At 63.5% G+C, this 24263-nt stretch carries 23 protein-coding genes and 1 pseudogene; 9 read left to right on the top strand and 15 right to left on the bottom strand.

What is annotated here, in order from left to right; genetic code table 11:
• Nucleotides 1-548 precede the first annotated feature (548 nt).
• From ACFE8X_RS07595 to ACFE8X_RS07615, 5 genes are all read right to left on the bottom strand, one after another.
• Nucleotides 549-1724, bottom strand: coding sequence for a GNAT family N-acetyltransferase (locus ACFE8X_RS07595; RefSeq protein ID WP_375450856.1), 1176 nt, complete (start codon nt 1722-1724; stop codon nt 549-551).
• Nucleotides 1714-2475: a glycerophosphodiester phosphodiesterase family protein gene (locus ACFE8X_RS07600; protein ID WP_375450857.1), complete on the bottom strand. Its 762-nt coding sequence runs from the start codon at nt 2473-2475 to the stop codon at nt 1714-1716. Before ACFE8X_RS07600 ends, ACFE8X_RS07595 begins: the two co-directional genes overlap by 11 nt.
• A 204-nt stretch (nt 2476-2679) precedes the next feature.
• Entirely contained in the window at nt 2680-3144 is a 465-nt protein-coding gene (locus ACFE8X_RS07605; RefSeq protein WP_375450858.1) for a RidA family protein, read from the bottom strand.
• Nucleotides 3141-4499, bottom strand: a complete 1359-nt coding sequence (locus tag ACFE8X_RS07610; RefSeq protein WP_375450859.1) for a DNA polymerase IV — start codon at nt 4497-4499, stop codon at nt 3141-3143. The genes ACFE8X_RS07605 and ACFE8X_RS07610 overlap by 4 nt, the downstream gene beginning before the upstream one ends.
• Nucleotide 4500: 1 nt before the next feature.
• Nucleotides 4501-4791, bottom strand: a complete 291-nt coding sequence (locus tag ACFE8X_RS07615; protein WP_375450860.1) for a DUF3572 family protein — start codon at nt 4789-4791, stop codon at nt 4501-4503.
• Between the two features lie 87 nt (nt 4792-4878).
• On the opposite strand from ACFE8X_RS07615, the gene ACFE8X_RS07620 reads away from it, so the two are divergent.
• A complete protein-coding gene (locus tag ACFE8X_RS07620; RefSeq protein WP_299723993.1) occupies nt 4879-5250 on the top strand; it encodes a response regulator in 372 nt (123 codons plus the stop codon).
• 127 nt (nt 5251-5377) lie between these two features.
• Nucleotides 5378-6748 carry a PleD family two-component system response regulator gene (locus tag ACFE8X_RS07625; RefSeq protein WP_375450861.1) on the top strand — a complete coding sequence of 457 codons (1371 nt, stop codon included), beginning with the start codon at nt 5378-5380 and terminating at the stop codon, nt 6746-6748.
• 397 nt (nt 6749-7145) lie between these two features.
• Here the strand turns inward: ACFE8X_RS07625 and rpmG are convergent, their stop codons facing one another.
• The 3 genes from rpmG to rnr form a co-directional block, all read right to left on the bottom strand.
• The gene (gene rpmG, locus ACFE8X_RS07630) at nt 7146-7313 is read right to left on the bottom strand and encodes a 50S ribosomal protein L33 (protein WP_375450862.1); all 168 of its coding nucleotides are present in this window, start codon (nt 7311-7313) and stop codon (nt 7146-7148) included.
• A gap of 248 nt (nt 7314-7561) precedes the next feature.
• Nucleotides 7562-7957, bottom strand: a complete 396-nt coding sequence (locus ACFE8X_RS07635; RefSeq protein WP_375450863.1) for a DUF983 domain-containing protein — start codon at nt 7955-7957, stop codon at nt 7562-7564.
• Nucleotide 7958: 1 nt separating this feature from the next.
• A complete protein-coding gene (gene rnr / locus ACFE8X_RS07640) occupies nt 7959-10190 on the bottom strand; it encodes a ribonuclease R (RefSeq protein WP_375450864.1) in 2232 nt (743 codons plus the stop codon).
• A 186-nt stretch (nt 10191-10376) separates the two neighbouring features.
• Here rnr and ACFE8X_RS07645 point away from each other — a divergent pair, with 186 nt between their 5' ends.
• Nucleotides 10377-11426: a dipeptidase gene (locus tag ACFE8X_RS07645; RefSeq protein WP_375450865.1), complete on the top strand. Its 1050-nt coding sequence runs from the start codon at nt 10377-10379 to the stop codon at nt 11424-11426.
• Between the two features lie 82 nt (nt 11427-11508).
• Nucleotides 11509-11934, top strand: a complete 426-nt coding sequence (locus tag ACFE8X_RS07650; RefSeq protein ID WP_375450866.1) for an SMI1/KNR4 family protein — start codon at nt 11509-11511, stop codon at nt 11932-11934.
• Nucleotides 11935-11984: 50 nt separating this feature from the next.
• Here the strand turns inward: ACFE8X_RS07650 and topA are convergent, their stop codons facing one another.
• The 7 genes and pseudogenes from topA to ruvX all read right to left on the bottom strand — a co-directional run bounded on the left by topA (nt 11985) and on the right by ruvX (nt 20410).
• Nucleotides 11985-14588, bottom strand: coding sequence for a type I DNA topoisomerase (topA, locus tag ACFE8X_RS07655; RefSeq protein WP_375450867.1), 2604 nt, complete (start codon nt 14586-14588; stop codon nt 11985-11987).
• Nucleotides 14589-14741: 153 nt separating this feature from the next.
• A complete protein-coding gene (locus ACFE8X_RS07660; protein ID WP_375450868.1) occupies nt 14742-15140 on the bottom strand; it encodes a hypothetical protein in 399 nt (132 codons plus the stop codon).
• A gap of 171 nt (nt 15141-15311) precedes the next feature.
• Nucleotides 15312-16442 (bottom strand): annotated as a pseudogene (gene dprA / locus ACFE8X_RS07665) (DNA-processing protein DprA).
• On the bottom strand, nt 16439-17053 hold the full coding sequence (gene plsY / locus ACFE8X_RS07670) for a glycerol-3-phosphate 1-O-acyltransferase PlsY (protein ID WP_375450869.1): 615 nt from the start codon (nt 17051-17053) through the stop codon (nt 16439-16441). Before plsY ends, dprA begins: the two are co-directional and overlap by 4 nt.
• A 228-nt stretch (nt 17054-17281) precedes the next feature.
• On the bottom strand, nt 17282-18574 hold the full coding sequence (gene pyrC, locus ACFE8X_RS07675) for a dihydroorotase (protein ID WP_375450870.1): 1293 nt from the start codon (nt 18572-18574) through the stop codon (nt 17282-17284).
• A complete protein-coding gene (locus ACFE8X_RS07680; RefSeq protein ID WP_375450871.1) occupies nt 18571-19560 on the bottom strand; it encodes an aspartate carbamoyltransferase catalytic subunit in 990 nt (329 codons plus the stop codon). The genes pyrC and ACFE8X_RS07680 overlap by 4 nt, the downstream gene beginning before the upstream one ends.
• Nucleotides 19561-19945: 385 nt before the next feature.
• Nucleotides 19946-20410, bottom strand: a complete 465-nt coding sequence (ruvX, locus tag ACFE8X_RS07685; protein ID WP_375450872.1) for a Holliday junction resolvase RuvX — start codon at nt 20408-20410, stop codon at nt 19946-19948.
• Between the two features lie 69 nt (nt 20411-20479).
• Between ruvX and ACFE8X_RS07690 the strand changes: the two genes are divergently transcribed.
• The 5 genes from ACFE8X_RS07690 (at nt 20480) to ACFE8X_RS07710 (ending at nt 24223) form a co-directional block, all read left to right on the top strand.
• Nucleotides 20480-21007: a hypothetical protein gene (locus tag ACFE8X_RS07690; RefSeq protein WP_375450873.1), complete on the top strand. Its 528-nt coding sequence runs from the start codon at nt 20480-20482 to the stop codon at nt 21005-21007.
• A 63-nt stretch (nt 21008-21070) separates the two neighbouring features.
• Nucleotides 21071-21358: an Asp-tRNA(Asn)/Glu-tRNA(Gln) amidotransferase subunit GatC gene (gene gatC, locus ACFE8X_RS07695; RefSeq protein ID WP_375450874.1), complete on the top strand. Its 288-nt coding sequence runs from the start codon at nt 21071-21073 to the stop codon at nt 21356-21358.
• A gap of 42 nt (nt 21359-21400) precedes the next feature.
• Entirely contained in the window at nt 21401-21907 is a 507-nt protein-coding gene (locus tag ACFE8X_RS07700) for a hypothetical protein (protein WP_375450875.1), read from the top strand.
• A 76-nt stretch (nt 21908-21983) separates the two neighbouring features.
• Nucleotides 21984-23468, top strand: a complete 1485-nt coding sequence (gatA, locus tag ACFE8X_RS07705; protein WP_375450876.1) for an Asp-tRNA(Asn)/Glu-tRNA(Gln) amidotransferase subunit GatA — start codon at nt 21984-21986, stop codon at nt 23466-23468.
• Complete coding sequence (locus ACFE8X_RS07710) at nt 23468-24223, top strand: pentapeptide repeat-containing protein (protein ID WP_375450877.1); 756 nt, start codon at nt 23468-23470, stop codon at nt 24221-24223. Before gatA ends, ACFE8X_RS07710 begins: the two co-directional genes overlap by 1 nt.
• The last annotated feature ends 40 nt before the right edge of the window (nt 24224-24263 follow it).

Below are 24263 nucleotides of genomic sequence, written 5' to 3' on the forward strand. Positions count from 1 at the left end.
GCGCAGGGCATCGGGGGTGGGGAGAAGGGGGATAGAGGGGATGGATCGGGGGTGAACAAGGACCCCCACCCGGCCTCCCCCTGGCAGGGGGAGGAGGTCCCGCCACTCGCGGGACACGATCCAGTTCAATCACTTGGTCAGGGTCTCGATCCCAGTTCCACCCACCGGGCCGCTCCTCCCCCTGCCAGGGGGAGGATGGGTGGGGGTGCACGGAGCCACGATGTCGGGTTGTTACAGACACCTTGCGGCCGGGGTGCATCTCGGGATGGGTACCGGCCGGCGCCGGGGTGACACCGTGGGTGGGCGGGATTGTGCAAGGCGAGGCGAGAGAGCTGACAGATCGGGGCCAAACGAAACCCCCACCCTTTGTTATTCGAGCATAGCTCTCATGGCCTTCATCGCTCAAATCGTTGTACAGGAGCGATTTGCCCTGCGGGACGCTGTGCAGTCCCCTGGGAGGGGAAGAGGGTGCGCCACTCGTGGCGTGAGATCAGATCAAACTTGGTCGTGCTGAAGTGCTGTCGAGCGGCGCCTGCCGCGGGGCGCTGTTATTTGTCGGTGCGTTCGCCCTTGCGGAAGGGGGTGTAGTGGTCGAGCAGTTCCTGCTGCTCTTCGACCGAGGCGCGTTCGTGTTCGAGGAAGTCGGCGATGGCGGTGCGCAGGCCGGGGTGGGCGATCCAGTGGACGGAATAGGTGGGGGCAGGGGCGTAGCCGCGCGCGAGTTTGTGTTCGCCCTGGGCGCCGGCTTCGACCACGTTGAGTTTGTGCGCGATGGCGAAATCGATGGCCTGGTAGTAGCAGAGCTCGAAATGGAGGAACGGGACTTCGCGGATGGCGCCCCAGTTGCGGCCGAAAATGCGGTCCGAACCGAGGAAGTTGATGGCGCCCGCAATGGGGGTGGGGCCGTCATAGGCCAGCATCAGGACGATGCGGTCGGCCATGGTCTGGTTCAGGAGCGAAAAGAACTTGCGGTTGAGATAGGGGCGGCCCCATTTGCGGGCGCCGGTGTCTTCGTAAAAATCATAGAACGCGTCCCAATGGTGTTCCATCAGGTCCGGGCCGGTCAGCCACTTGACGGTCAGGCCATCGGCCAGGGCATCGCGGCGTTCGCGGCGGATGGTCTTGCGCTTGCGCGACGACAGGGTTTCGAGGAAGTCGTCGAAACTTGCAAACCCTTCATTGTGCCAATGGAACTGGGTATCGACGCGCTTGAGCCAGCCGTCGGCCTCGATGGCATCGGCTTCGGCCTGGGGCACGAAGGTGGCGTGGACCGAGGAAGCGTCGCGCTGGTCGGCGAGTTGCCGGGCGGCAGCCAGCAAGGCGGCCGTGATGTTGGCGTCACCGGAAGGTACCAGAAGCTTGGGCGCGGTTGCCGGCGTAAACGGCACCGAGCATTGCAGCTTGGGGTAATAGCTGCCGCCGGCACGCTCAAGCGCATTGGCCCAGCCGTGGTCGAAGACATATTCGCCCATGGAGTGGGATTTGAGAAACAGCGGCATCAGGCCGGCCGGCGTGCCGTCCGCTCCGGCGACGGTGATATGTTGCGGCTGCCAGCCGGTGCGGCCGGTGGCGCAGCCGGACTGTTCGAGGGCGAGGAAAAAGGCATGATCGAGGAAAGGATTGTCGGGTTTGCCAAGCGTAGAGGGAACAAGGCTGTTCCAGACCGCAGCGGGAATTGCCGCGGTGCTCGGGTGAATGGTGGGCGTGTAGGAACTAGCTGGCAAGGAGCGGGTCGAAGCCTTCAAAAACGATCTGGTCAACATGGGGCCGGGCGGCCTCGGCTTCAACCTTACTGCGAATGGTCCAGGCGGTCACGGGTTTGCCGAGGGCTCGCCAGAACTTGATGGCGGGCAGGTCCAGCGCGTCCTTGTCGCAGGAAATGAAATCGAAGTGCGTTTCGTGCCAGTGCAGCAGGTGGCGCAGGGTATAACGCTGCTCGTCGGTCAGGCCGGCATCCGCATCGCTGGGCTCGTAGTCATAGGTGATGATGCCGCGCGGACCGGTGAAGCCGAACTGGCGGATCTGGGTGAGCAGGTTGGGATCGAAGGATTCGATGGTGACGGGGCCAGCATAGGCTTTGAGCAGTTCGGCGGTGGCGCGGGCGAGAAGCTGGGTACCGGCGACATCGCGCTGATGCTTGAGCTCGATCTGCAGGAGAGTGCGGCCGTCGATCTGGGCGAGGAAATCGGTCAGGCGCTGCGGGCAATCGGCGGTCATGCTGCCGAGCAGGGGGGTGGCGGTGAGATCGATGGAGGCAATGGCGGAGACGGGGCCGGTCTTGCCGGTGAGACGTTCGAGATCGTCGTCGTGGAAGACCACCGGGACGCCGTCACTGGTCAATTGCAGGTCGCATTCGATGGAGAAGTCGGCGGCGATTGCGGCTTCGAAAGCGGTGGCGCTGTTTTCGATGATGCCGGCGGCGCGGTCATGCAGGCCGCGATGGGCGATGGGGCGGGGGAAAAGGGCGGTGGTCATGGGGGACCTCATCGGAATGGGAGGGGTCTCGTGTGGCAGGGGATTGTGACGGGGGTGTTACGCCCCTCATCCGCCCTTCGGGCACCTTCTCCCACGGGGGGAGAAGGGGAGAGAGCCGAGAGTTCTCAGTCATCACCCCTCTCCCCTTGTGGGAGAGGGACAGACATTTCTGCGTTCAGCAGAAATGTTAGGGTGAGGGTTGTGTTAGCCCTCGACCTCGATCACCGCATCAATTTCCACTGCGGCGCCAAAGGGCAAGGCCACGACACCGAAGGCGGCGCGGGCGTGTTTGCCTTTGTCGCCGAGGACGCCGACCAGGAGATTGGAGGCGCCGTTGGCGACCAGGTGCTGCTCGAAAAATTCGGGATCGGAGGCGACGAGGACCGTCAGCTTGAGGACGCGCTTGATGTCCTCGAGGCGAAAGCCGCCGATATGAACGATCTGGGCCAGGATGTTGACGGCGCAGAGTTCGGCGGCGTTGCCGCCCTGCACGACATTCATGTTTTCGCCGAGCCGGCCGGTGACCACGCCACCTTCGCCGCTGGAAATCTGGCCCGAGACGTAAACTACGTTGCCAGTGCGGGTGATGGGCACGTAGCTGGCGACGGGGGGCTTGGGGGCGGGGAGTTCGTAGCCGTATTCTCGGAGCTTTTCGATCGGGCTGGTCATCGCGGCTTACCTTGGGTTTGCTCGTGTTCGGACAGGTCCAGGGCTTGTTCCGGACTGGCGTCGGCCTCGGCCGGATCGGTGACCGGCTTGAGCTTGTATAGCTTGCCTCGCACCACGGCGTCACGCCCGAAGCGGGTGCGAACGCGATCCATGGCGCGTTCGGCAGCAGCTTTTCGGGCAATCGCGGGCTCGAGCAGGTCGGCCGGATCGGTGCCGTCGGCGACTTCGAGGCCGGAAACGCCGACGCCGATCAGCCGGAACGCCGTGCCGTCGACTTCCCGCGCCAGCAATTGCAGGCCGGCCTCGTAGATGACATTGGCCAATTGGGTGGGAATCATCAGATGGCGGGCGCGGGTGCGGGTGCGAAAGCCGGCGGATTTCAGCTTGAGCGTTACGGTGTCGCCGACGATGGTCTTGGCCTTGAGGCGTTCCGAGAGGCGTTCGGTGACCTGCAGCAATTGGGTGGACAGGGCGTCGAGCGTGGCAATATCGGTGTTGAAGGTGGTTTCGGACGAGATGGTTTTCATCGCTGCGTCGCTGGAAATGCGGCGGCTGTCCTGGCCGCGCGACAGGCGGGCGAGGCGGGCGCCCATTTCGCCATAGCGGCGCATCAGGTTCGCCGGCGGCTCTTCCTGCAACTGGCCGATGGTGACGAGGCCATCCTTGCGCAGGGTTTCGGTGAAGACCTTGCCGACGCCGTAGATCATGCTGATCGGTCTGGGGGCGAGGAAGCCGAGGGTTTCGGCGGACCCGATGACGGCAAAGCCACGCGGTTTGTCGAGGTCGGAGGCGAGCTTGGCAAGGAACTTGTTGTGACTGAGGCCAACCGAGATGGAGACGCCGATATCGGTTTCGACGGCTTTGGCGAAGCGGGCGAGAACCAGGGCGGCCGGGGCCTTGTGCAGGGCCTGGGTGCCGGTGAGATCGAGAAAGGCTTCGTCGATGGAAAGAGGTTCGACCAGGGGCGTCAGCGCATCCATGTAGCCGCGAATTCGGCGGCTGACATCGACATATTTGGCCATGTTGGGCTTGATGATGGTGGCGTGGGGGCACAGCTTGCGCGCCTGGAACATCGGCATGGCGGAGCGGACGCCGAACTGGCGGGCAATGTAGCAGCAGGTGGAAACGACACCGCGAGTGCCGCCGCCGATGATCAGCGGCTTGTCGCGCAGGCTGTGGTCGTCGCGCTTTTCCACCGAGGCGTAAAAGGCATCACAGTCGACATGGGCGATGGTGAGCGCGAACAATTCGGCATGGCTGCGAATCCGGGGGGAGCCGCAGGCGGGGCAGCGCATCGGGGCGGTAGCGGCTTGCCCGCATTCCAGACAGTCGCGGCAGAGCCAGGGCGCGGCCATGTCATCCCGCCGGGTTCAGTTTTGCCCAGACGCGCATGAATGCCTCGGGCGTGATGGCGGCGTTGGCGCAGAGAGCGAGCAGAATCGATTCGTTTGAGGCAAAGTAGTCGATGAGGCCGCGCTGCAACTGAATGGACCCCACCGAAGTGCGCAGCGATGCGGGCGCGTAGCCGGCGACATCCATGAAGCGCAGCAATTCGTCGGTATGTTCGGCCAGATAGGCCAGGCAAAGCTCAGCCAGGGCCGGCGGGCTCAGGGGGACGGACTTGTGGATGGGCACCGGCGCGCTCATTTGACGTTTCGTAAGAGATTCAATGTTAGCTGAAACGCGTGGCAAAACGAAGCGCTGCCAGTGCCGACAAGGCGCAAGTGAGGATTCATGCCCAAGACAGTCATGATCGTGGAAGACAATGAGCTGAACATGAAGCTCTTCAACGATCTGCTCGAATCGCGCGGCTATGCGGTGATCCAGACCCGGAACGGGATGGAGGCGCTGGATCTGGCGCGGGCGCATCGGCCCGACCTGATCCTGATGGACATTCAATTGCCCGAAGTGTCGGGACTGGTGGTGACCAAATGGCTCAAGGACGATGACGAGCTGGCCCATATCCCGGTCATCGCGGTAACCGCATTTGCGATGAAGGGCGACGAGGAGCGGATTTTGCAAGGCGGATGTGAAGGTTACATTAGTAAACCGATTTCCGTACCTCACTTTTTGGAAACTATTGCCCGCTACATTGGACCTGCCTGAAACGCTCCTGTACCACGCTATGGCGGTCATCTGAGGCCACCAGAAGGCGTTTGCAAACGGCCTTTCAGCGCCAGGCTGGACCGTTGTGGTGGACGCTGCAGGACCAGGCCGTAATTGGGGCCCGACTTTGACCGCACGCGTACTCATCGTCGACGATATTCCGACCAATGTGCGGCTGCTCGAAGCGCGGCTGACAGCGGAATATTATGACGTGGTCACCGCCACCAATGGTCCGCAGGCGCTCGAGATCTGCAACACCTCGGATGTCGACATCGTGCTGCTCGATGTGATGATGCCCGATATGGACGGCTTCGAGGTCTGCAAGCGGCTCAAGGCCAATCCGAAGACGCATCACTTGCCGGTGCTCATGGTGACGGCGCTGGACCAGCCGTCGGACCGCGTCAGGGGGCTCGAGGTCGGCGCTGACGATTTCCTGACCAAGCCGGTCGACGACATGCAGCTGATGGCGCGGGTGAAAAGCCTGGTGCGCCTCAAATCGCTGACCGACGAGTTGCGCGACCGGGCGCTGACGGGCCAGCAGATCGCCATCGAGGACGCATTGCGGGCGATGGACCAGATCACCACGGAGGGTGGATCGATCCTGATCGTGGATACCGACCAGCGGCATGCCGAACGCATCAAGGGCTATCTGACGCCGGCCCACAAGGTCGATATATTGATCCAGCCGGCCGATGCGGTGTTCCAGGTGACGGGGTCGCATTACGAACTGGCGCTGGTATCGATGGCGCTGGATGATTTCGATCCGCTGCGGGTCTGCTCGCAAATCCGGACGCTGGAGCATACCAGGACGCTGCCGATCATCCTCGTGGCGGACGAGGCCGACAAGCCGCGGGTGGTCCGGGCGCTGGACCTGGGGGTCAACGATTTCATCTCCCGCCCGGTGGAGCGCAATGAGCTGGCGGCGCGGGTGCGCACGCAAATCCGGCGGCATCGCTATGGGCTGGAATTGCGCCAGAGCGTCAACAACACGATGGCGCTGGCGGTGACCGACGACATGACCGGGCTTTACAACCGGCGCTATTTCGACCGGCATCTGGGCGTGATGCTGAGCAAGGCACAGGCGCAGGATCGCGACATGGCGGTGATGCTGCTCGATATCGATCACTTCAAGGCGGTCAATGATGGACACGGCCACGATATCGGGGATGCGGTGCTGAAGGAGTTTTCGCTGCGGTTGAAGCGCAATATTCGCGGCGTCGACCTGGCATGCCGGTTTGGCGGAGAAGAATTCGTGGTGCTGATGCCCGATACCGATTTTCGCCAGGCCGAGGCGGTGGCGGAGCGGGTGCGCGAGGCGGTGGCAGAACGAGGCTTTGAAGTGGGCGCGTCGCGGCCGTTGACGGTGACCGTCTCGGTGGGCGTGACACTGCAAGAGAGCGTGGACGATACGGCCGAGACTTTGATCAAGCGGGCCGACGTGGCGCTGTATCGGGCCAAGCGCGAAGGCCGCAATCGCGTCGTGTTCGACGCGGCTTGACCCGCGGCGGTGCCATTAGGGTTATCCCTTATACTTAACAAAGCATTAGCGGGTCGTAAGGCCCGGTTTAACTTGAGTTTTCCGGGAGTCGGCGTAAACGTCATCTCAACGCCAAGACACGACGCTAGAGTGTTTTGGTTAGAGTTCCTTACGGTCACCCGGGTCCGCCGCAACACCTGGGTCCGTAGGGCGGCTGATCCGGTAGCGGATAGAGTGGCCTCTTCGACATGCCGCTCCGGATCAGCCACACCCTCCTCCAAGGGGGAGGCATCTAAATTTCGCCACGAGCGCGTGGTTTACCAGAATTGCACTCCAAAGCTCACGTCACGAGCAACACAAAAGCCCCGCATCGATGATGCGGGGCTTTTGATTTTTGGTACACAATTTGGCGCCAGGATTACTTGATCTTGGCTTCCTTGAACTCGACATGCTTGCGCGCAACCGGATCGTACTTCTTGTAGGAAAGTTTTTCGGTCTGGGTGCGGGCGTTCTTCTTGGTGACGTAGTAAAAGCCAGTATCAGCCGTCGACACGAGCTTGATCTTGACGGAAGCGGCTTTGGCCATTTGTGAATCCTAACAGGGCAAAGGCGCGGCAACGGGGCAGCGCTTGAATTTGGGCGCAACCTACGGATTTGCCGCAGATTGTCAAGTCGGCCGGCGAGATTCAGGTTGGAGCCGCCTGCAAATGGCGGCTTTCTGCACTTCGGTGCTTACGGACCTGGTGTGCGCTCCGCTCCGATGCTCGAACCACCATTTTCGACTGGTACCGACCTGAATTTCATCCGGCCGATGCCCAGTCGCACTCAAGACCGTCAGGCCCGATGGGCGGGATCGAAGCCGTGCATGCGGGCGGCCCATTGCAGGCCAACGATGGCGCCTTTAACGGATGGCAGGATGGCCAGGGGCAGGATGATGGCCAGAGGCAGCAGGGTATAGAGGTACACCATGGGGTTGACGTGCCAAGCCATTTCCATGTGCAGCATGAGGGCTACCAGAAGGTGACCGACGATCATGATGGCAATATAGGGCGGGAAGTCGTCGGCACGATGATAGGACAGGTTTTCGCTGCACACCGGGCAGGTGTCGACGACCTTGAGATAGGTGCGGAACAGCCTGCCCTCACCGCAGTTCGGGCATTTGCACACGACGCCGCGCCACATCGCTTGCGCGACGCTGCGATCCTGCTGGGTGTTGACCTGAACTGGCATCTTATCCCCTCCTGCCGCGCGCCTTGGAGCCGTAACTTTTGGATGGGCGCTTTGTTGCACGCTGAGCAGATGACGCATTGACGCGGACGCCCTCCGACAACAGCTCGAAACGCAACGCGCCGGCCACGGGAGCGACTTCGAGGAGGCGCACAGTGACCGTGTCACCAAGGGTGAATTTTTCGCCGGTCCGGTCGCCGATCATGGCCTGCTGGCCTTGCTCGTAGCGGTAGAAATCCTGCCCCAGGGTGGAGGCGGGGATGAAACCGTCAGCGCCGGTCTCGCGCAGCCGGACGAACAGGCCCGAACGGGTAACGCCCGAGATGCGGCCTTCAAAGCGCGCCCCGATCTGGCCGGCAAGGAACTGGGCGAGCAGGCGATCGGCGGTTTCGCGTTCGGCCAGCATGGCGCGGCGTTCAGTGGAGGAGATGTGCTGGGCGATGCCGGGCAGTTTCTGGGCTTCGTTGTCGCTCAGCCCATCGTCGCCCAGCCCGAGCGCCTTGACCAAGGCCCGGTGGACGATCAGATCGGCATAGCGGCGGATGGGAGAGGTGAAGTGGGCGTACCGTTGCAGATTGAGACCGAAATGGCCGTAATTGTCGGCCGAATATTCGGCCTGGGCCTGGGAGCGCAGCACCATTTCGGAGATCTGCTCGACATTGCCGGCCTTGCGCGCCTGGGCCAGGATGCCGTTGAAATCGCTGGCGCGGACGGCATCGGACTTCTTGACCGAAATGTCGAGCGACCCCAGGAATTCGCGCAGCGCCTGCAGTTTTTCGGCGCTGGGAACGTCGTGGACGCGATAGAGCAGGGGTGTCTTTTTCGCCTCGAGCGCCTGGGCGGCGGCAACGTTGGCGGCGATCATCATTTCCTCGATCAGGCGATGGGCAGCGAGGCGTTCGGGGACGCGGATGTCCTTGACCATGCCCTTGCCGTCCAGAATGATCTTGCGCTCGGGCAGGTCGAGGTCGAGCGGGCCGCGCTGATCGCGGGCCTTGGCCATGGCCGCGTAGGCGGCGTAGAGCGGCTTGAGAATGGGTTCCAGAAGCGGGCCGGTCTGATCGTCCGGGTGGCCATCGATGGCGGCTTGTGCCTGCTGGTAGCTGAGCTTGGCGGCCGAGCGCATCAGGATGCGGTGGAAGCTGTGGCCGAGCTTGTTGCCGCCTTTGTCGAACACCAGGCGCACGGCGAGTGCGGCGCGCGGCTCGCCCTGCCGAAGCGAGCACAAATCGTTGGAGATGCGCTCGGGCAGCATGGGCACGACTCGGTCGGGGAAATAGACCGAATTGCCTCGGAGGTAGGCTTCGCGGTCGAGTGCAGTGCCGGGGCGGACATAGCCGGCGACGTCGGCGATGGCGACATAAACAATGTGGCCGCCGAGGTTTTTTTCGTCCGCGTCGGGCTGGGCATAGACTGCGTCGTCATGATCCTTGGCGTCGGCCGGATCGATGGTGACCAAAGGCAGGTCGCGCCAATCCTCGCGGCCCTTGAGCGTGGCTTCCCTGGCCTCCTCGGCATCGCGGATGACCGAAGGGGGAAAACGAAAGGGGATTTCCAGATTGTGGATGGCGATCAGGCTGATGGCGCCTTCGGAGGCCGGATTGCCGATGACGGCGGTGACCTTGGCGCGGGGGATCATCAGGCGGCCGGACAGCTTGACCTCGACCTCGACGAGATCGCCCTCGCCGGCGGTCAGCAAATCGCCCAGGGGAATGCGCATTTCCTTTTGCTTGCGATCGACCGGAACCAGGCGGGCGCCTTCATTATCGAGGCGCACGATGCCGATATGGCCGCGGCGGGGTTTGTCGAGGATTTTCATCGCCTTGGCGGTATAGGCGGGAATATCGGCGTCGCCGGCATCGATGCGCGCCAGGATCCGGTCGCCGGGAGCGGGCGCCACGCGGGCGTCGCGGCCCCCCAGCACGGCGACGCGGGGGCGCTCGCCTTCCTCCTCGTTCCACTGGGCCGGGAAAGCGTGCAGGTTTTCCGGATCGGCATCAGCCGGGATATCGAGCACGGTGACCGCGGGCAAAGCGGCGGTGCGACGCAGAGCTTTGCGCGTCCGCGTGATGACGCCTTCGCCGTCGAGTTCGGCCAGCATGGCCTTGAACGGGCGGCGCAGGTCGCCGCGAATGCCGAAGACCTTGGCAAGGTCGCGCTTGCCCTTGATGTCGTCGGTATTGGCCAGGGCCTCGAGCAGTTGCTCGCGCGTGGGCAGTTCGCCGGCAGCGGCCAAGCGCGGGCGCTTGGGGCCGGAGGTGCGAGGGGTTCTGGGAGCAGGTTTTTTGCTGGGCATGATGGATATGTAGGGTATCGGGGCGGGATTCGCTAATTCATGGGCTTGTGAGCTGTCGCGGTAACGGGTGGCTCTGCGGCGCGGTTGCCCATATCAATGGGCGCTATAATTTTGTCAGGTTTCTTCATGCCCAATATTCCATTCTTTGACGGCCACAACGATACCTTGCTCAAGCTGTGGATGGCGGCGGGGACCGAGAAGGAGCGGCCGTTTATCGAAGGAATGGCGGGGGCGCATATCGATTTGCCGCGGGCCAGGGCCGGTGGCATGGCGGGAGGGTTCTTTGCGATATTTCCGCCGCCGCTACCAAGCGGGGCGCAGAGCAATCCGGGAAGTTCGGTAGCGCTTGCGGAAACCCTGCCGCCACAACTGGCCTGGGCGGATGCGCAGGCCTCGACCCAGGGCATGGCGTCTATTCTGTTGCGGCTGGAGCAGGCCGGAGCGCTGGCGATTTGCCGGAGCGCGGAAGACGTGCGGGGGGCGATCGCGGCGGGGACGCTGGCGTCGATCTTCCATATCGAGGGCGCCGAGGCGATCGATACCGATCTGCGCGCATTGGACGTGCTTTATGCGGCCGGGCTGCGCTCATTGGGGCTGGTGTGGAGCCGGCAGAACGCGTTCGCGACCGGGGTGCCGTTCCGGCACAATGTCGACCCCGATATCGGGCCGGGGTTGACCGATGCGGGCAAAGACCTGGTGCGGGCCTGCAACCGCATGGGGGTGATGCTGGACGTGTCGCATCTCAATGCGGCCGGGTTCCGCGATGTGGCGGCGCTGAGCGACAAGCCGCTGGTGGCGACGCATTCCAATGTGCATGCGATCTGTCCACATGCGCGCAATCTGGTGGATTGGCAATTGGCGGCGATCGCGGAAAGCGGCGGCGTGGTGGGGCTGAACTTTGCCGTGGGATTCCTGCGGCCGGACGGAAAGTTCATCGCCGATACCGATATCGAGGTGATGGTGCGCCATGTCGATGCGCTGGTGGAGGCGCTGGGCGAGGACGGGGTGGCGCTGGGGTCGGATTTCGATGGAGCGATGATGCCGAACGCGATCGGAGATGTGCGGGGGGTGCAGATCTTGCTGCAGGCGCTGTTGGACAAGGGGTATGGGGAGGCGCTGGTGGGCAAGATTGCGATGAGGAACTGGATGAGCGTGATAGAGACGGTCATCGGCTGAGGCAGGTCGTATTGCTTGCCCGCGAACCACCCGAATCCGGGATTAGTTCGGGCCGGGAACGGAAAAGCGGAGCGTAAATCAGATGGTAGACTGGGTCGACGGCGCGATCAGCAATCCACATCCGGCTTCGCCCGAAGCGGTCAAAACAGCCGAGAATCGGTTGCGGGTCAACTTGCCGCCCGATTTCCTGGCGATCGCCGCGCTGCATCAGGGAGCCGCGCCGGTGCCCGCAAATGTTGTTTTGCCCAACGGGTTCGTGACGGCGCTTGCCCATCTGTTGCATTTTGAGGCATCGCCGATCGTCAGCAACATCGTGGCGGCTCAACTTCCATGGACGGGCGTAATCGACAAGGGGATCATCCCATTCGCCGCGGACATTGGCGGCGATGTCTATTGCTTCAACTACCGCGAGGACTACGACAATCCTGGCGTGGCGTTTTTCAGCGTCGATTTCGGCACCGTGCCGCTGGCATCGAGCTTTACCGATTTCGTGAAATCGCTGGTTTGAGACTGGCAGGTTCGCACCCGAGCATCGCCAAGCTCACGGCTCGACGATGGCTAGAACGGGACGTCTTCGTCGGCGACGATCTTCTTCGGGGCTGCTTTTTTGGCTGGCGCTTTTTTTGCCGCGGCCGGCTTTTTGGCGGCGGCCTTCTTGGCAGGCGCTTTTTTCACCTTCGTGCCAGTCGCCTCGGCGCGGGCGGCGATCAGGGCGAGGGCCTGATCCAGGGTCACGGCCTCTGGCGGCAGGTCCTTGGGGAGGGTGGCGTTGATCTTACCCTGGTTGACATAGGGGCCGTATTTGCCGCCGCGGACCGTGATGGGGCCGTTGTCGTGCTCGAAGGTGGCAATGGCGGCGACAGTGCCGGCGCGCTTGAAGCCACCAGCGGCTTTTTGAGCCAGCAGGTCGACAGCGCGGTTCAGGCCGACGGTGAAGATTTCCTCGACATCAGGCAGGTTGGCATATTTGCCGTCATGCAGGATGAAGGGGCCATAGCGGCCGAGGCCCGCAACGATGGGCAGGCCGCCATCGGGATGCAGGCCAACATCGCGGGGCAGGGAGAGCAGTTGCAGGGCCTTGTCGAGCGTCAAGGCTGCAGGTTCCCAGCCCTTGGGCAGGGACGAGCGCTTGGGCTCTTTGCCGTCGCCGAGTTGGACATAGGGGCCGAAGCGGCCAGTCTTGAGGTGGACTTCTTCGCCCGATTCGGGATCGGTGCCGAGGATGCCGTCGCCGGCGGCTGCTTCGGAGGACTGGCCGGTGGCAGCGTCCGACAACTGCATGGTATGCTTGCATTCGGGATAGTTCGAGCAGCCAATGAAGGCGCCGTATTTGCCCAGTTTGAGCGAGAGCTGGCCGGTGCCGCAGGTGGGGCAGAGGCGACGATCTCCGCCATCCGGCTTGGGCGGGAAGATATGGTCTTGCAGCAGGTCATTGAGCGCGTCGAGCACTTCGGTGACGCGCAGGTCCTTGATCTCGGCCGTGTGGCGCGAGAACTCGGTCCAGAAATCGCGCAGCACGGTCTTGTAGTCGATTTCGCCGGCCGAAACCTGGTCGAGTTGTTCCTCGAGCCCGGCGGTGAAGCCGTATTCGACATAGCGGTTGAAGAAGCTTTCGAGGAAGGCGGTGACGATGCGGCCGCGATCCTCGGGATGCAGGGCCTTGCCTTCGAGCTTGACGTAGTCGCGGTCCTTGAGCGTGGTCAGGGTGGCGGCATAGGTGGAGGGACGGCCGATGCCGAGTTCCTCCATCTTCTTGATCAGGCTGGCCTCGGAGTAGCGGGGCGGCGGCTGGGTGAAATGCTGCTCGATGTCGACGGCCTGCAGCGTGGGCTTGTCGCCGACGGCAAGGGCGGGGAGTTCGCGGCTGTCCTCGTCGACCTCTTCCTCGTCGGACTTGGCCTCGACGCCATAGAGCGCGAGGAAGCCCGGGAAGGTGACGACCGAGCCGATGGCGCGCAGTTCAACGGCGCGGCCAGGCACGTTGACGGCGATATCGACCGTGGTGCGGTCGATTTCGGCGGATTTCATCTGCGAGGCAAGGGTGCGGCGCCAGATCAGGCCATAGAGCTTGGCCCGGTCGGCATCGAGTTGCAGGTTTTCCGGCTTCTTGAACATGTCGGTGGGGCGGATGGCCTCGTGGGCCTCCTGGGCGTTCTTGGCCTTGGTCTGGTAGATGCGGGCCTTTTCGGGCAGGTAATCGCCGCCATAGAGCTTGCCGATGGCGCTGCGGGCCATGGCGATGCCTTCGGGCGACATTTGCACGGCGTCGGTTCGCATATAGGTGATCAGCCCATCCTCGTAGAGGCGTTGGGCGATCTGCATGGTGCGGGATGGCGACAGGCCGAGCCGCGACGATGCGTCCTGCTGCAGGCTCGATGTGGTGAAGGGCGCGTAGGGGTTGCGCTTGGTGGGCTTCTTGTCGACGGCGGCGACGTTGAACTGGCCGGCTTCGATCAGCGCCTTGAGTTCGGCAGCGTTTTCGCCGGTTTTGATGGCAAGCTTGTCGGTCTTCTTGCCATCGACGGCGTAGAGGCGGGCGAGGAAGGACTTACCGTTTTGCGCCAGCTTGGCTTCGACCGACCAGTATTCGTCGGGCTTGAATTTTTCGATCTCGGATTCGCGGTCGCAAACGATGCGCAAAGCGACCGATTGCACACGGCCAGCCGAGCGCGAGCCGGGAAGCTTGCGCCAAAGAATGGGCGACAGCGTGAAGCCAACGAGGTAATCGAGCGCGCGGCGCGCCAGGTAAGCATCGACCAGCGGCTGGTCGATATCGCGCGGGATGGCCATGGCGGCGGTCACGGCATCCTTGGTGATGGCGTTGAACAGCACGCGGCGGACGGGGACGTCCTTCCTGATCGCCTTTTTCTGGCGCAGCACGTCAAGGACGTGCCACGAAATGGCTTCGCCTTCGCGATCCGGGTCGGTGGCGAGGATCAACTCGTCGGCCCCTTTTAGGGCATTGGCGATGTCGGAAATACGTTTCCTAGAGGCCGTGTCGACCTCCCAGGACATGGCGAAATCTTCGTCAGGACGGACCGAACCGTCCTTGGCCGGCAGGTCGCGGACATGGCCGAAGCTGGCCAGGACTTCGTAGCCCGAGCCCAAATATTTGTTGATTGTCTTGGCTTTAGCCGGACTCTCAACGACCACGACCTTCATGAACAACCCAATCCGCAACTGCACTCTTCAAGGTGGCGCAACATGGTGAAGGCGAGCGGCGGTGTCAACGGGATGAAATGCGGGTGCGTGATGCTCTCTCTTTGAAAGAGGAAAATGATGCCTCCCGGACGATGGTACCGGGAGGCGAAAGCGCTACTCGGCCGGAACAGCGCGAGCGGCGGAGCCTTCAGGCGCAAACAGGACCCAGGCAAAGATCAGCACGCCAGCGAGCGTTATCAGCGAGCTGACCGCTACGACGCCTTCGAACGCCAGATTGCCCTGGAGCAGCAAGTAGAGCGAGACGCCCATGATCGCCACGCCTGCGGTATAGACGAGGTAGTGCGCCATGGCGAGGCCGCTGGCGGCTTTGGCCGGATTGAGCGCGTAGTAACCACCGAAAATGGCGCTGGTGACCCAGCCCAGGAGGTTGATGTGCGCATGGGCGCCGATGACGTCATGGTTTTGGCTGATTGACATCTTGAGGCCGATGCCGATGCCGACGAGCAGAAAAACGACGGCAGTCTTGAAAAACAGATTGGAAATTCTTGGCATATGCTTTCCCCCAAATGCCGCAACGCCAGCCTCCCCCTGAGGTGGTGCGGGCGGGGTATGATAGTGCCGCGATAGGCAGGAATCCAGAGTTGTGAAGTTGCTCGTGGCGCGAAGAATGCGGCTCCCGCGGTCGCGGAAATGACGTTGTGGTTGGTCGGGGATGACGGCGCATTACTTATATCGCAGGGCGACCAGCTGGCCGCTGGACCATTCGATTTGTCCGGCGAGGTCGAGTTCGAGCAGCAGCATCTGCATGGCGCCGACCGACAGGCCGGTCTGGCGGATGATCTCGTCCACCTCCACGGGGGTGGTGCTGAGGGCGGAGAGGAGGCGGGCCTTGTCGGTATCGCTAGGCGGTTCGACGGGTTCGCGCTCGGTGAAATCTGGCTCCCAATCGGGATCGAACAGGGCGTTGCGGGAGGGATCGGCGGAGCCCAGCGTTTCGATGATGTCGGCGGCGTTGGTGATAAGCCTGGCGCCTTGCTGGATGAGGGCGTTGCCGCCTTCGGCGCGCGGATCGAGCGGGGAGCCTGGGACAGCGAAGACGTCGCGGTTTTGCTCGAGCGCAAGGCGCGCGGTGATCAGGGAGCCGCTGCGCTTGGCGGCTTCCACCACCACGATGCCGAGCGACAGGCCCGAGACAAGGCGATTGCGACGGGGAAAATCGCGGGCGCGCGGCTCCCAGCCCAGCGGCATTTCGGTGAGCAGGGCGCCGCCCTGGTCGAGAATGTCATGGGCAAGGGGGATGTTTTCGTCGGGATAGATCTTGTCGAAGCCGCCGGCGAGGACGGCTATGGTGCCGGTCGCAAGGCTGGTCTTATGGGCGGCGGTATCAATGCCGCGGGCCAGGCCGGACACGATGGTGTAGCCGCGCTCGCCCAGATCAAGCGCCAGAGTGCGCGTCATCTTGATGCCGGCGGAGGAGGCGTTGCGGGCGCCGACAATGCCGACAGTGCGCTGCCAGTCCAGCGTCTGGCCGCCGGCCATGGTGACCAGCGGCGGCGAGGCGGGGATGTAATTGAGCAAGTCAGGATAGTCGGCCTCGCCGGTAGCGACGAGGCGGGCGCCGTAGCGCTCCAGGCCAGCCAGTTCGTCCTAGGCCTGCGCCTGGGTGGCGATGCGCGGCGTGCTGCCGGTGCGCTTGAGCAGGCCGGGCAGGGCGTCGATGGCGGCTTCGGCCGAACCGAAGCGGTTAAGCAATTGCCGAAAGGTGACGGGACCGACATTTTCAGTGCGGATCAGGCGCAGCCAGGCGGTGCGCTGCGACCGCGTCAGGGCCAGGCCCGGCGCCAGCGCGGTCATGGTGTCGAGGCTTTTTTTTCCGATCCGATCCGGGGTTCGGTATCGTTGAGCAAGCGCACAATATTGGCGCGATGCTGGTAGAACAGCAGGAGCGCCAGTACGGCCGCCGTGGCGGCCAGCCATTCATCCACCACGACATAGGCAAAGATCGGCGCGGTAGCAGCGGCGGTTAAAGCGGCCAGCGAGCTGATCTTGCGGGCGAAGGCGATAACCAACCAGACGGCGCAGAAGATCAGCCCCACGGGCCAGGCTAGGGCCAGCAGCGAGCCGATCATCACGGCGACACCCTTGCCGCCTTTGAAATTGAGCCAGACCGGAAAGCAATGGCCGAGAAAGGCGAAGATGGCACAGAGCAGGGCGGCCTGTTCGCCCCAGAAATAGCGGGCGAAGAGCACCGGCAGCGCGGCTTTTGCCGCATCCAGAATGAGCGTGGCGGCAGCCAGCCAGCGATTGCCGGTGCGCAGCACGTTGGTCGCGCCGATACTCCCCGAGCCGATGGCGCGGACGTCACCCAGGCCCGCAGCGCGGGTCAGCAACAGGCCGAAGGGAACTGAGCCGCACAGATAGCCGGCGACGGCGGCGTAAAGGAAATAGACGTAGGTTGCCGGCACGCGATGTCCCCCGATTGTTGGTAAGAACTACCCTCACGTTGGCCCTTTCCACAAGAGGGAGGGGAAGGAAGGTTTGATGCCGGGGGACTTGGTGGGCGGCGCACCCCCACCTAGCCTCCCCCTGGGAGGGGGAGGGACAGACTGAGGTGGTGGCACGATCTGTTGCAGATCACGGAATGGTTCCTCCCCCTCCGCAGGGGGAGGTTAGGTGGGGGTGGTCGCGCGATTCTATTCGGTATGGGTATGCACCGACACACCGCCCACGATGGTGCGCATGACCTTGCCGGCAAGGCGGGCGCCTTCGAAGGCGGTGTTGCGGGAACGGGAGCGGAAATCGCGTTCGGCGACCTGCCAGGGATAGTCGAGATCGAACAGAATCAGGTCCGCTGGTGCGCCCTTGGCGATGCGGCCCGAGGGCAGGCCCAGGATTTGGGCGGGGCGGAAGGTCATGGCGCGCAACACGGTCATCAGGTCGACATCGCCGGAATGAACCAGGCGCAGGGCGGCGGCGAGCAGGGTTTCGAGGCCGATGGCGCCGTCCGAGGCCTCGGCGAAGGGCTGGCGCTTGACCTCGGAGTCCTGGGGGTCGTGATCGGAATGGATGGTGTCGATGACGCCAGAGCGGAGGCCCTCGATCATAGCTCGGCGGTCGTCTTCGGTGCGAAGGGGTGTCGCGAGCTTGAAGAAGGTGCGGTAACGGCCGATGTCGTTTTCGTTGAGCGAGAGATTATTGATGGAGACGCCGCAGGTGATGGTTCTGGAGCGGCGCTTGGCTTCGCGGACCAGGGAGGCCGAATAGGCGGTGGAAATCTGGGCGGCGTGGTACCGGGTGCTGGTGAGGACGGCGAGCTGCAAGTCGCGGGCGAGAGGGATGGTTTCGGCTTCAAGCGGAATGCCGCGCAGGCCCAGAACGGTGGCGAACAGGCCCTCGTTCATCACGCCGTCGCCAGTCAGGTCGTGGTCGGACACGTGATGGATGATCTGCATGTCGTAATTGGCGGCGTAGCTGAAGGCGGTGCGCAGCAGCGAATTGGACTGGATCGAGCGACGGCCATCGGTCAGGCAAACGGCGCCGGCTTCCTGCAGCAGGCCAAATTCGGTGATTTCGCTGCCGCCGAGGCCCTTGGTGATGGCGGCGGCGGGCAGAACATTGACCTTGCTGGTGGCCTTGGCGCGGCGGATGAGAAAATCGATCAGTGCGCTGTCGTCGACCACCGGCGTTGTGTCGGGCATCATGACGAAGCTGGTAATGCCACCGGCAGCGGCGGCGTCGCCGGCCGATTGCAGGGTTTCGCGGTATTCCTTTCCGGGCTCGCCGGTAAAGACGCGCATGTCGATGAGGCCGGGCGCGAGAATCAGCCCCCTGGCGTCGATCACCTCGGCTCCATTGGGAACGCCGACCGGGCCGCCCTGGACACTGTCGGTGATCAGACCGTTTTCAATCAGCACGGCGCCGGGGCGATCGGTCATGGAGGCGGGATCGACAATGCGGGCGTTTTCGATGAGGACGGGCCGTGTCATGGCTGGTCCCCGGCCGGCAACAGCGCGTCGAGCACGGCCATGCGGACGGCGACGCCCATTTCGACCTGTTCGGTGATGACCGATTGCACACCATCGGCGATGGCGGGATCGATCTCGACGCCGCGGTTCATCGGGCCGGGATGCATGACGATCGCGTCGGGCTTGGCAAAGCCCAGTTTTTCGGCATCGAGACCGTAGAAGCGGTAGTATTCGCGCACCGAGGGGATCATGCGGCCAGTGGCACGCTCGTGCTGCAGGCGCAGCATCATCACCACATCGGCACCGGCCAGGCCCTCGCGCATGTCGGTGAAGACCTCGGTGGCCAGTGCCTCGATGCCGGCGGGCAGGAGGTTGCGGGGGGCGATGACGCGGGTGCGCACGTTGAGCGCGCCCAGCAGCAGCAGGTTGGAGCGGACGACGCGGGAATTGGCGATGTCGCCGCAGATAGCGACGGTGAGGCCGGCAATGCGGCCCTTGTGGCGGCGGATGGTGAGGGCGTCGAGCAGGGCCTGGGTGGGATGTTCGTGAGCCCCATCGCCGGCATTGATGACGGCGCAGCCGACCTTCTGGGACAGCAGTTCGACGGCGCCGGCGGCGGAGTGGCGCACGACGATGACGTCGGGGCGCATGGCATTGAGGGTGCTGGCCGTGTCGATCAGCGTCTCGCCCTTGGAGAGCGAACTGGACTTGACCGACATGTTCATCACCAGCGCGCCCAGGCGCTTGCCGGCGATCTCGAACGAGCCCTGGGTGCGGGTGGAGGGTTCGAAAAAGAGGTTGATCTGGGTTTTGCCGGACAGGGTCGGCAGCGTCTTGCGCTCCTGGCGCGAGACCGGGACCATGGCATCGGCGCGATCGAGCAGATCGACGATCTCGTGCTGCTTGAGATCGGCGATGGAGAGCAGGTGGCGCTGGCTGAATGGGGGGAAATCGCCGGTGGAGGCGGGCGAAGTATTCGAGGCTGTGCCTGGCGAAGCTTGGGCCATGCGCTCCCATCCGTGGTGTTTGGTGGGGTTTAAGGGAGGGATGGAAACGCCGCAAGAGGATTTCCAAAGTGCTGCCGATGGAAGTCGCTATCTGCATGAAATTGCCTAGGCCGCGTGATAGTCATTCCTTATGCAAGACGAGTCACAGAGCCCTTCCTCCATCACCGGCAGTAGTGCGCTAAAGCGCCAGCTATTGGGCGGAATTGTCGTCGGCATCGTTTTGGTTTTGGGAACCTTGGTGGCCGAATGGACCGAACTTTGGCCTAAATGGCTAGGCTACAACGCATGCGAAGGCCTTTATGATAGCCGCGCCGCCGAGACGATCCACGTCCCCGTTTCTCACCGTGGTGCACGTTATCATTGCGAGGTTGTGGAGACGCCGGTCTCAACGCGGCCTTAGCCGGTCCAGAGCGCCCTGCAGGATGTAGCTGGCGGCGAGTTTGTCGACGATCTCGGCGCGGCGGTCGCGGCGGAGGTCGGCCTGGATCATCATGCGGGTCACGGCGCTGGTGGAAAGGCGTTCGTCCCAGAAGGCGATGGGCAGGGTGATGCGTTGGCCAAGGCTTCGGGCGAAGGCGCGGGTGGATTGAACGCGCGGACCTTCGGAGCCGTCCATGTTGAGCGGCAGGCCCAGGACGATGGCGACGATGGCGTTTTGGGCAATCAGTTCGTCCAGCCGGATGGCGTCGGCAGTGAATTTGGTGCGCTTGATGGTTTCGAGCGGGGTCGCCGAATAGCGCATGCCGTCGGACACGGCGACGCCGATGGTCTTGGTGCCCAGGTCCAGGCCCATGATGCGCCCGGTCGGGGGAATGGCGGCGAGAGGATTGGTGAATTGGTCGTCTGACATCGGCCGGTCTCTTGCCTCATAGGGCTCGTCGTATAGTTTGCGGGCAGGCTTGGCGACTGGATTTTCAGCATGAAATTAACATGGTTCGGCGGCACCACGATGCGGGTGCATATCGGGGGCAAGATGCTGGTGATCGACGGGGCGGGGGCGCCCGAAGGGGTCGAGCCGGCCGAATTGCTGTCGGGAGCGGACAGCGTGGTGGCGCTGGACGACGGTGGGTTGGGGCAGGTTGCGGCCAATTGGATGCCGCGGCGGGTAGGGGCCTTGCTGGATGCAGGCGATGACACCGAAGTGCAGATGCACCGAATCGGGGCGGGAGCGATCGTGGTGGATGCGATCGGCGAGCAGCCATTGCTGCTGGTGACGGGTGCGGTGGAGCCTATCGGCCGGTGGACGGGCAATGCGGTGGTCGTCGTCATGGGAGCGCCGGAGACGCTCCCGGAGCTTGCGGCGACGGTTCTGGAGCGGCTGCGGCCCAAGCTGATTGCCGTGGCGGGGCCCGAGGCGGCGGCGGAGCAGGTCATCGCGCTTATCGGCACGTCATTGGACGGGACGGGGCTGGTGTCGCTGGAGCCGGGCCTGGCGCTGGAAGTTTAATCCGTTGTCAAATGCGCAAAGCCGTTGTTAAAAGCGCAGCACTTCCCAAGCCTGGAGACAGCCATGTCGGTCGACGCCGCAACCGTGAAGCGCATCGGACGCCTGGCGCGCATCCGTATCGAGGAGAGCGAGGTTGCCGCCTATCAGGACGAGCTCAACGCGATTCTCGGGTTTGTCGAGCAATTGAGCGAGGTGGACGTGACCGGGGTGGAGCCGATGACGTCGGTGACGCCGATGAGTTTGCGCCGGCGCGACGATGTGATCAGCGATGGCGGCTATGCCGAAAAGATCGTCAGCAATGCGCCGCTGAGCGAGGACAATTTCTTCATGGTGCCCAAGGTGGTGGAGTGATCCATGGCGTGGCGGCCCCCGGCGTACAGAGGAAGCGATAGCGTGAAACTGGTTCTGGTTACGGCGATCTGTCTGGTGGGGGTCGGTTCGGCGACGGCAGCGGATGTGTTCGACGCGATCTATGTGTTGGACCCGGCGGCGTGCGAGCGAGCCGGGGAGGCCGACTTCGCCAACGTGCTGTTTGAGCTGCAGGCCAGCGTGGTCGCACCGCGAACGGGCATCTGGGTTGGCGGCGAATTGGCCTGTACCCTGGTGGATTTTCGCGAGTATCCATCCCCGATAGCCGAGACGAGCGAGGATGTGGAGCTTTATGCCTCGGCGCGGTGCCATGGTTATGATCTGGATTTTCTGGACACTGTCGTTTTGACGGCGGTGTCGCAGCAGATCAACATGGCCAATGGCGATACCGGAGAGGTGCCCGAGGACAAGATGCAGATCATATCGATGCGCGCCGATATCGGTGGGGAAGCCATCACGGACGGATATGCCGGCATCTATACCCGGTGCGATGCGCTGACGCTGGACCAGGTGCAGGCATGGCAAGAGTGATGTGCTGCGCCATTGGCGAGATCGAGCCTGACGCGACCTGCAACCTGTGCCGCGAAAATTTGAGTGAGTTGCCCCGTTGACCGACCTGACCAGACTGAGCCTGGCCGAAGCCCGCAAGGGGCTGGCGGCGAAAACCTTCACCGCGACGGAGTTGACCGGCGCCTATCTCGAGGCGATCGAGGCGGCCAATCCGGCGCTCAACGCCTATGTGGCGGTAACCGGCGAGCAGGCGCTTGGCATGGCCAAGGCCAGCGACGAGAGGCTGGTGCGGGGGCAGGGCGGGCCGCTGGAGGGCATTCCGCTGGGCATCAAGGACCTGTTCGGCACCAAGGGCGTGCACACGCAGGCGGCGAGCCATATCCTGGATGGGTTCAAGCCGGAATACGAATCGAGCGTGACCGCCAATCTGTGGCGCGACGGCGCGGTGATGCTGGGCAAGCTCAACATGGACGAGTTCGCCATGGGTTCGTCCAATGAAACCTCGTTTTATGGGCCGGTGATCAGTCCGTTCCGGGCCGAGGGCAGCAATGCGAACCTGGTTCCGGGCGGATCGTCGGGCGGATCGGCGGCGGCGGTCGCGGCATGGCTGTGCGCGGCGGCAACGGCAACCGATACCGGCGGCTCGATCCGCCAGCCGGCAGCGCTGACGGGGACTGTGGGGATCAAGCCGACCTACGGGCGCTGCTCGCGCTGGGGCGTGGTGGCTTTCGCGTCGTCGCTGGACCAGGCGGGGCCGCTGGCGCGGACCGTAAAAGACGCGGCGCTGATGCTGACCTCGATGTCGGGGTTCGATCCCAAGGATTCCACCAGCGCCGAACTGGCGGTACCCGATTTCGCGGCGGCGGTGGAGCGCGGGGTGAAAGGCCTCGTCATCGGGGTGCCGCGCGAGTATCGCATGGACGAGATGCCGGCAGAGATCGAGGCGCTGTGGCTCCAGGGGCTGGAATGGTTCAAGGCGGAGGGCGCGACGGTTCGCGACATTTCGCTGCCACATACCAAATACGCGCTACCTGCCTATTACATCGTGGCACCGGCGGAGGCTTCGTCGAATTTGGCGCGTTATGACGGCGTTAAATACGGGCTGCGTGTATCTGGCCGCGACATCACGGACATGTACGAGCTGACGCGTGCGGCGGGCTTCGGCCGCGAGGTCAAGCGCCGTATCATGATTGGTACATACGTGCTGTCTGCAGGTTACTTTGATGCATACTATGTGCAGGCGCAGAAGGTGCGGACGATGATCAAGAAGGACTTCGAAGACGCGTTCAATGCGGGGGTGGATGCGATCCTGACGCCGGCGACGCCATCGGCGGCGTTCGGCATCGGCGATGAGGACATGGCCAGCGATCCGGTCAAGATGTACCTCAACGACATATTCACGGTGACGGTAAACATGGCCGGATTGCCGGGCCTAGCGGTGCCGGCCGGCAAGGACGGGCGGGGCTTGCCGCTGGGCCTGCAGCTGATCGGCAAGCCGTTCGACGAGGAAACGCTATTTGCGGCCGCAAGGGTGATCGAGCGCAGCGCGGACATGGATTTTTCGCCCAAGCGCTGGTGGTGATGCGGCAGGGCGCGTTCGAGGATGCGATCCGGACGGGCGCCTTCATCGAGGGCGAGGATCTGTTCGAGATCGACTGGCGCGACCTGCCGTCCGGGCAAGTGCGGCTGCGCGGTTGCACGCTGCGTGACGGCTCGCTCGGCGGCGCCGAACTGAATGAAAGCGTGTTCGAAGACGTTACCTTCCTCAATTGCCGTTTCGCCGGCGCGGACCTGATCAACACCAAATTCCTGCGCTGCGTGCTGTTCGACAGCGAGGCGCGCAAGGGCTGCGACTTTGCCGATGCGCAGATGCGCGGCGCCCATTTCACCGACTGCAACTTGTCGCTGGCGCGATTTGCCGGCGCCAATCTGCATGCCGTGACGCTCGAGCGGTGCAAGGCGGCGGGCGCCGACTTCGAGGATGCAAGCCTGGTGCGCAAGAGCGGCCGCAGCAGCGTGGTAGCGGGTCGGTTCATCGATTGCGCGCTGGACTTCGCCAATTTTCGTGGGGTGGTGCTGGAGGATTGCGACTTTGACGGCAGCAGCCTGCGGCAAGCGGATTTTTCGCGAACCAGCCTGGGCAAGACCGGCTTCCGGCGCGCCGATTTGTCGGCAGCGATCATCGATGAAGCCGATATGGCGGGTGCCGATCTGCGCGACGCTGTGGTCAACGGATTGGATTTGACGCGGGCGCGCAATTTCACCGGCGTCAAGGTCAGCCAGTCCCAGCTTGGCGCATTGGTCGGACCGTTCGGACTGCGCGTGTTTCCCGATTGAGGCACAGCGGCGCCTTGATTGGCGCGGCCATGAGCGTTAT

This window comes from uncultured Devosia sp., assembly GCF_964244875.1.
Lineage (GTDB): Bacteria > Pseudomonadota > Alphaproteobacteria > Rhizobiales > Devosiaceae > Devosia.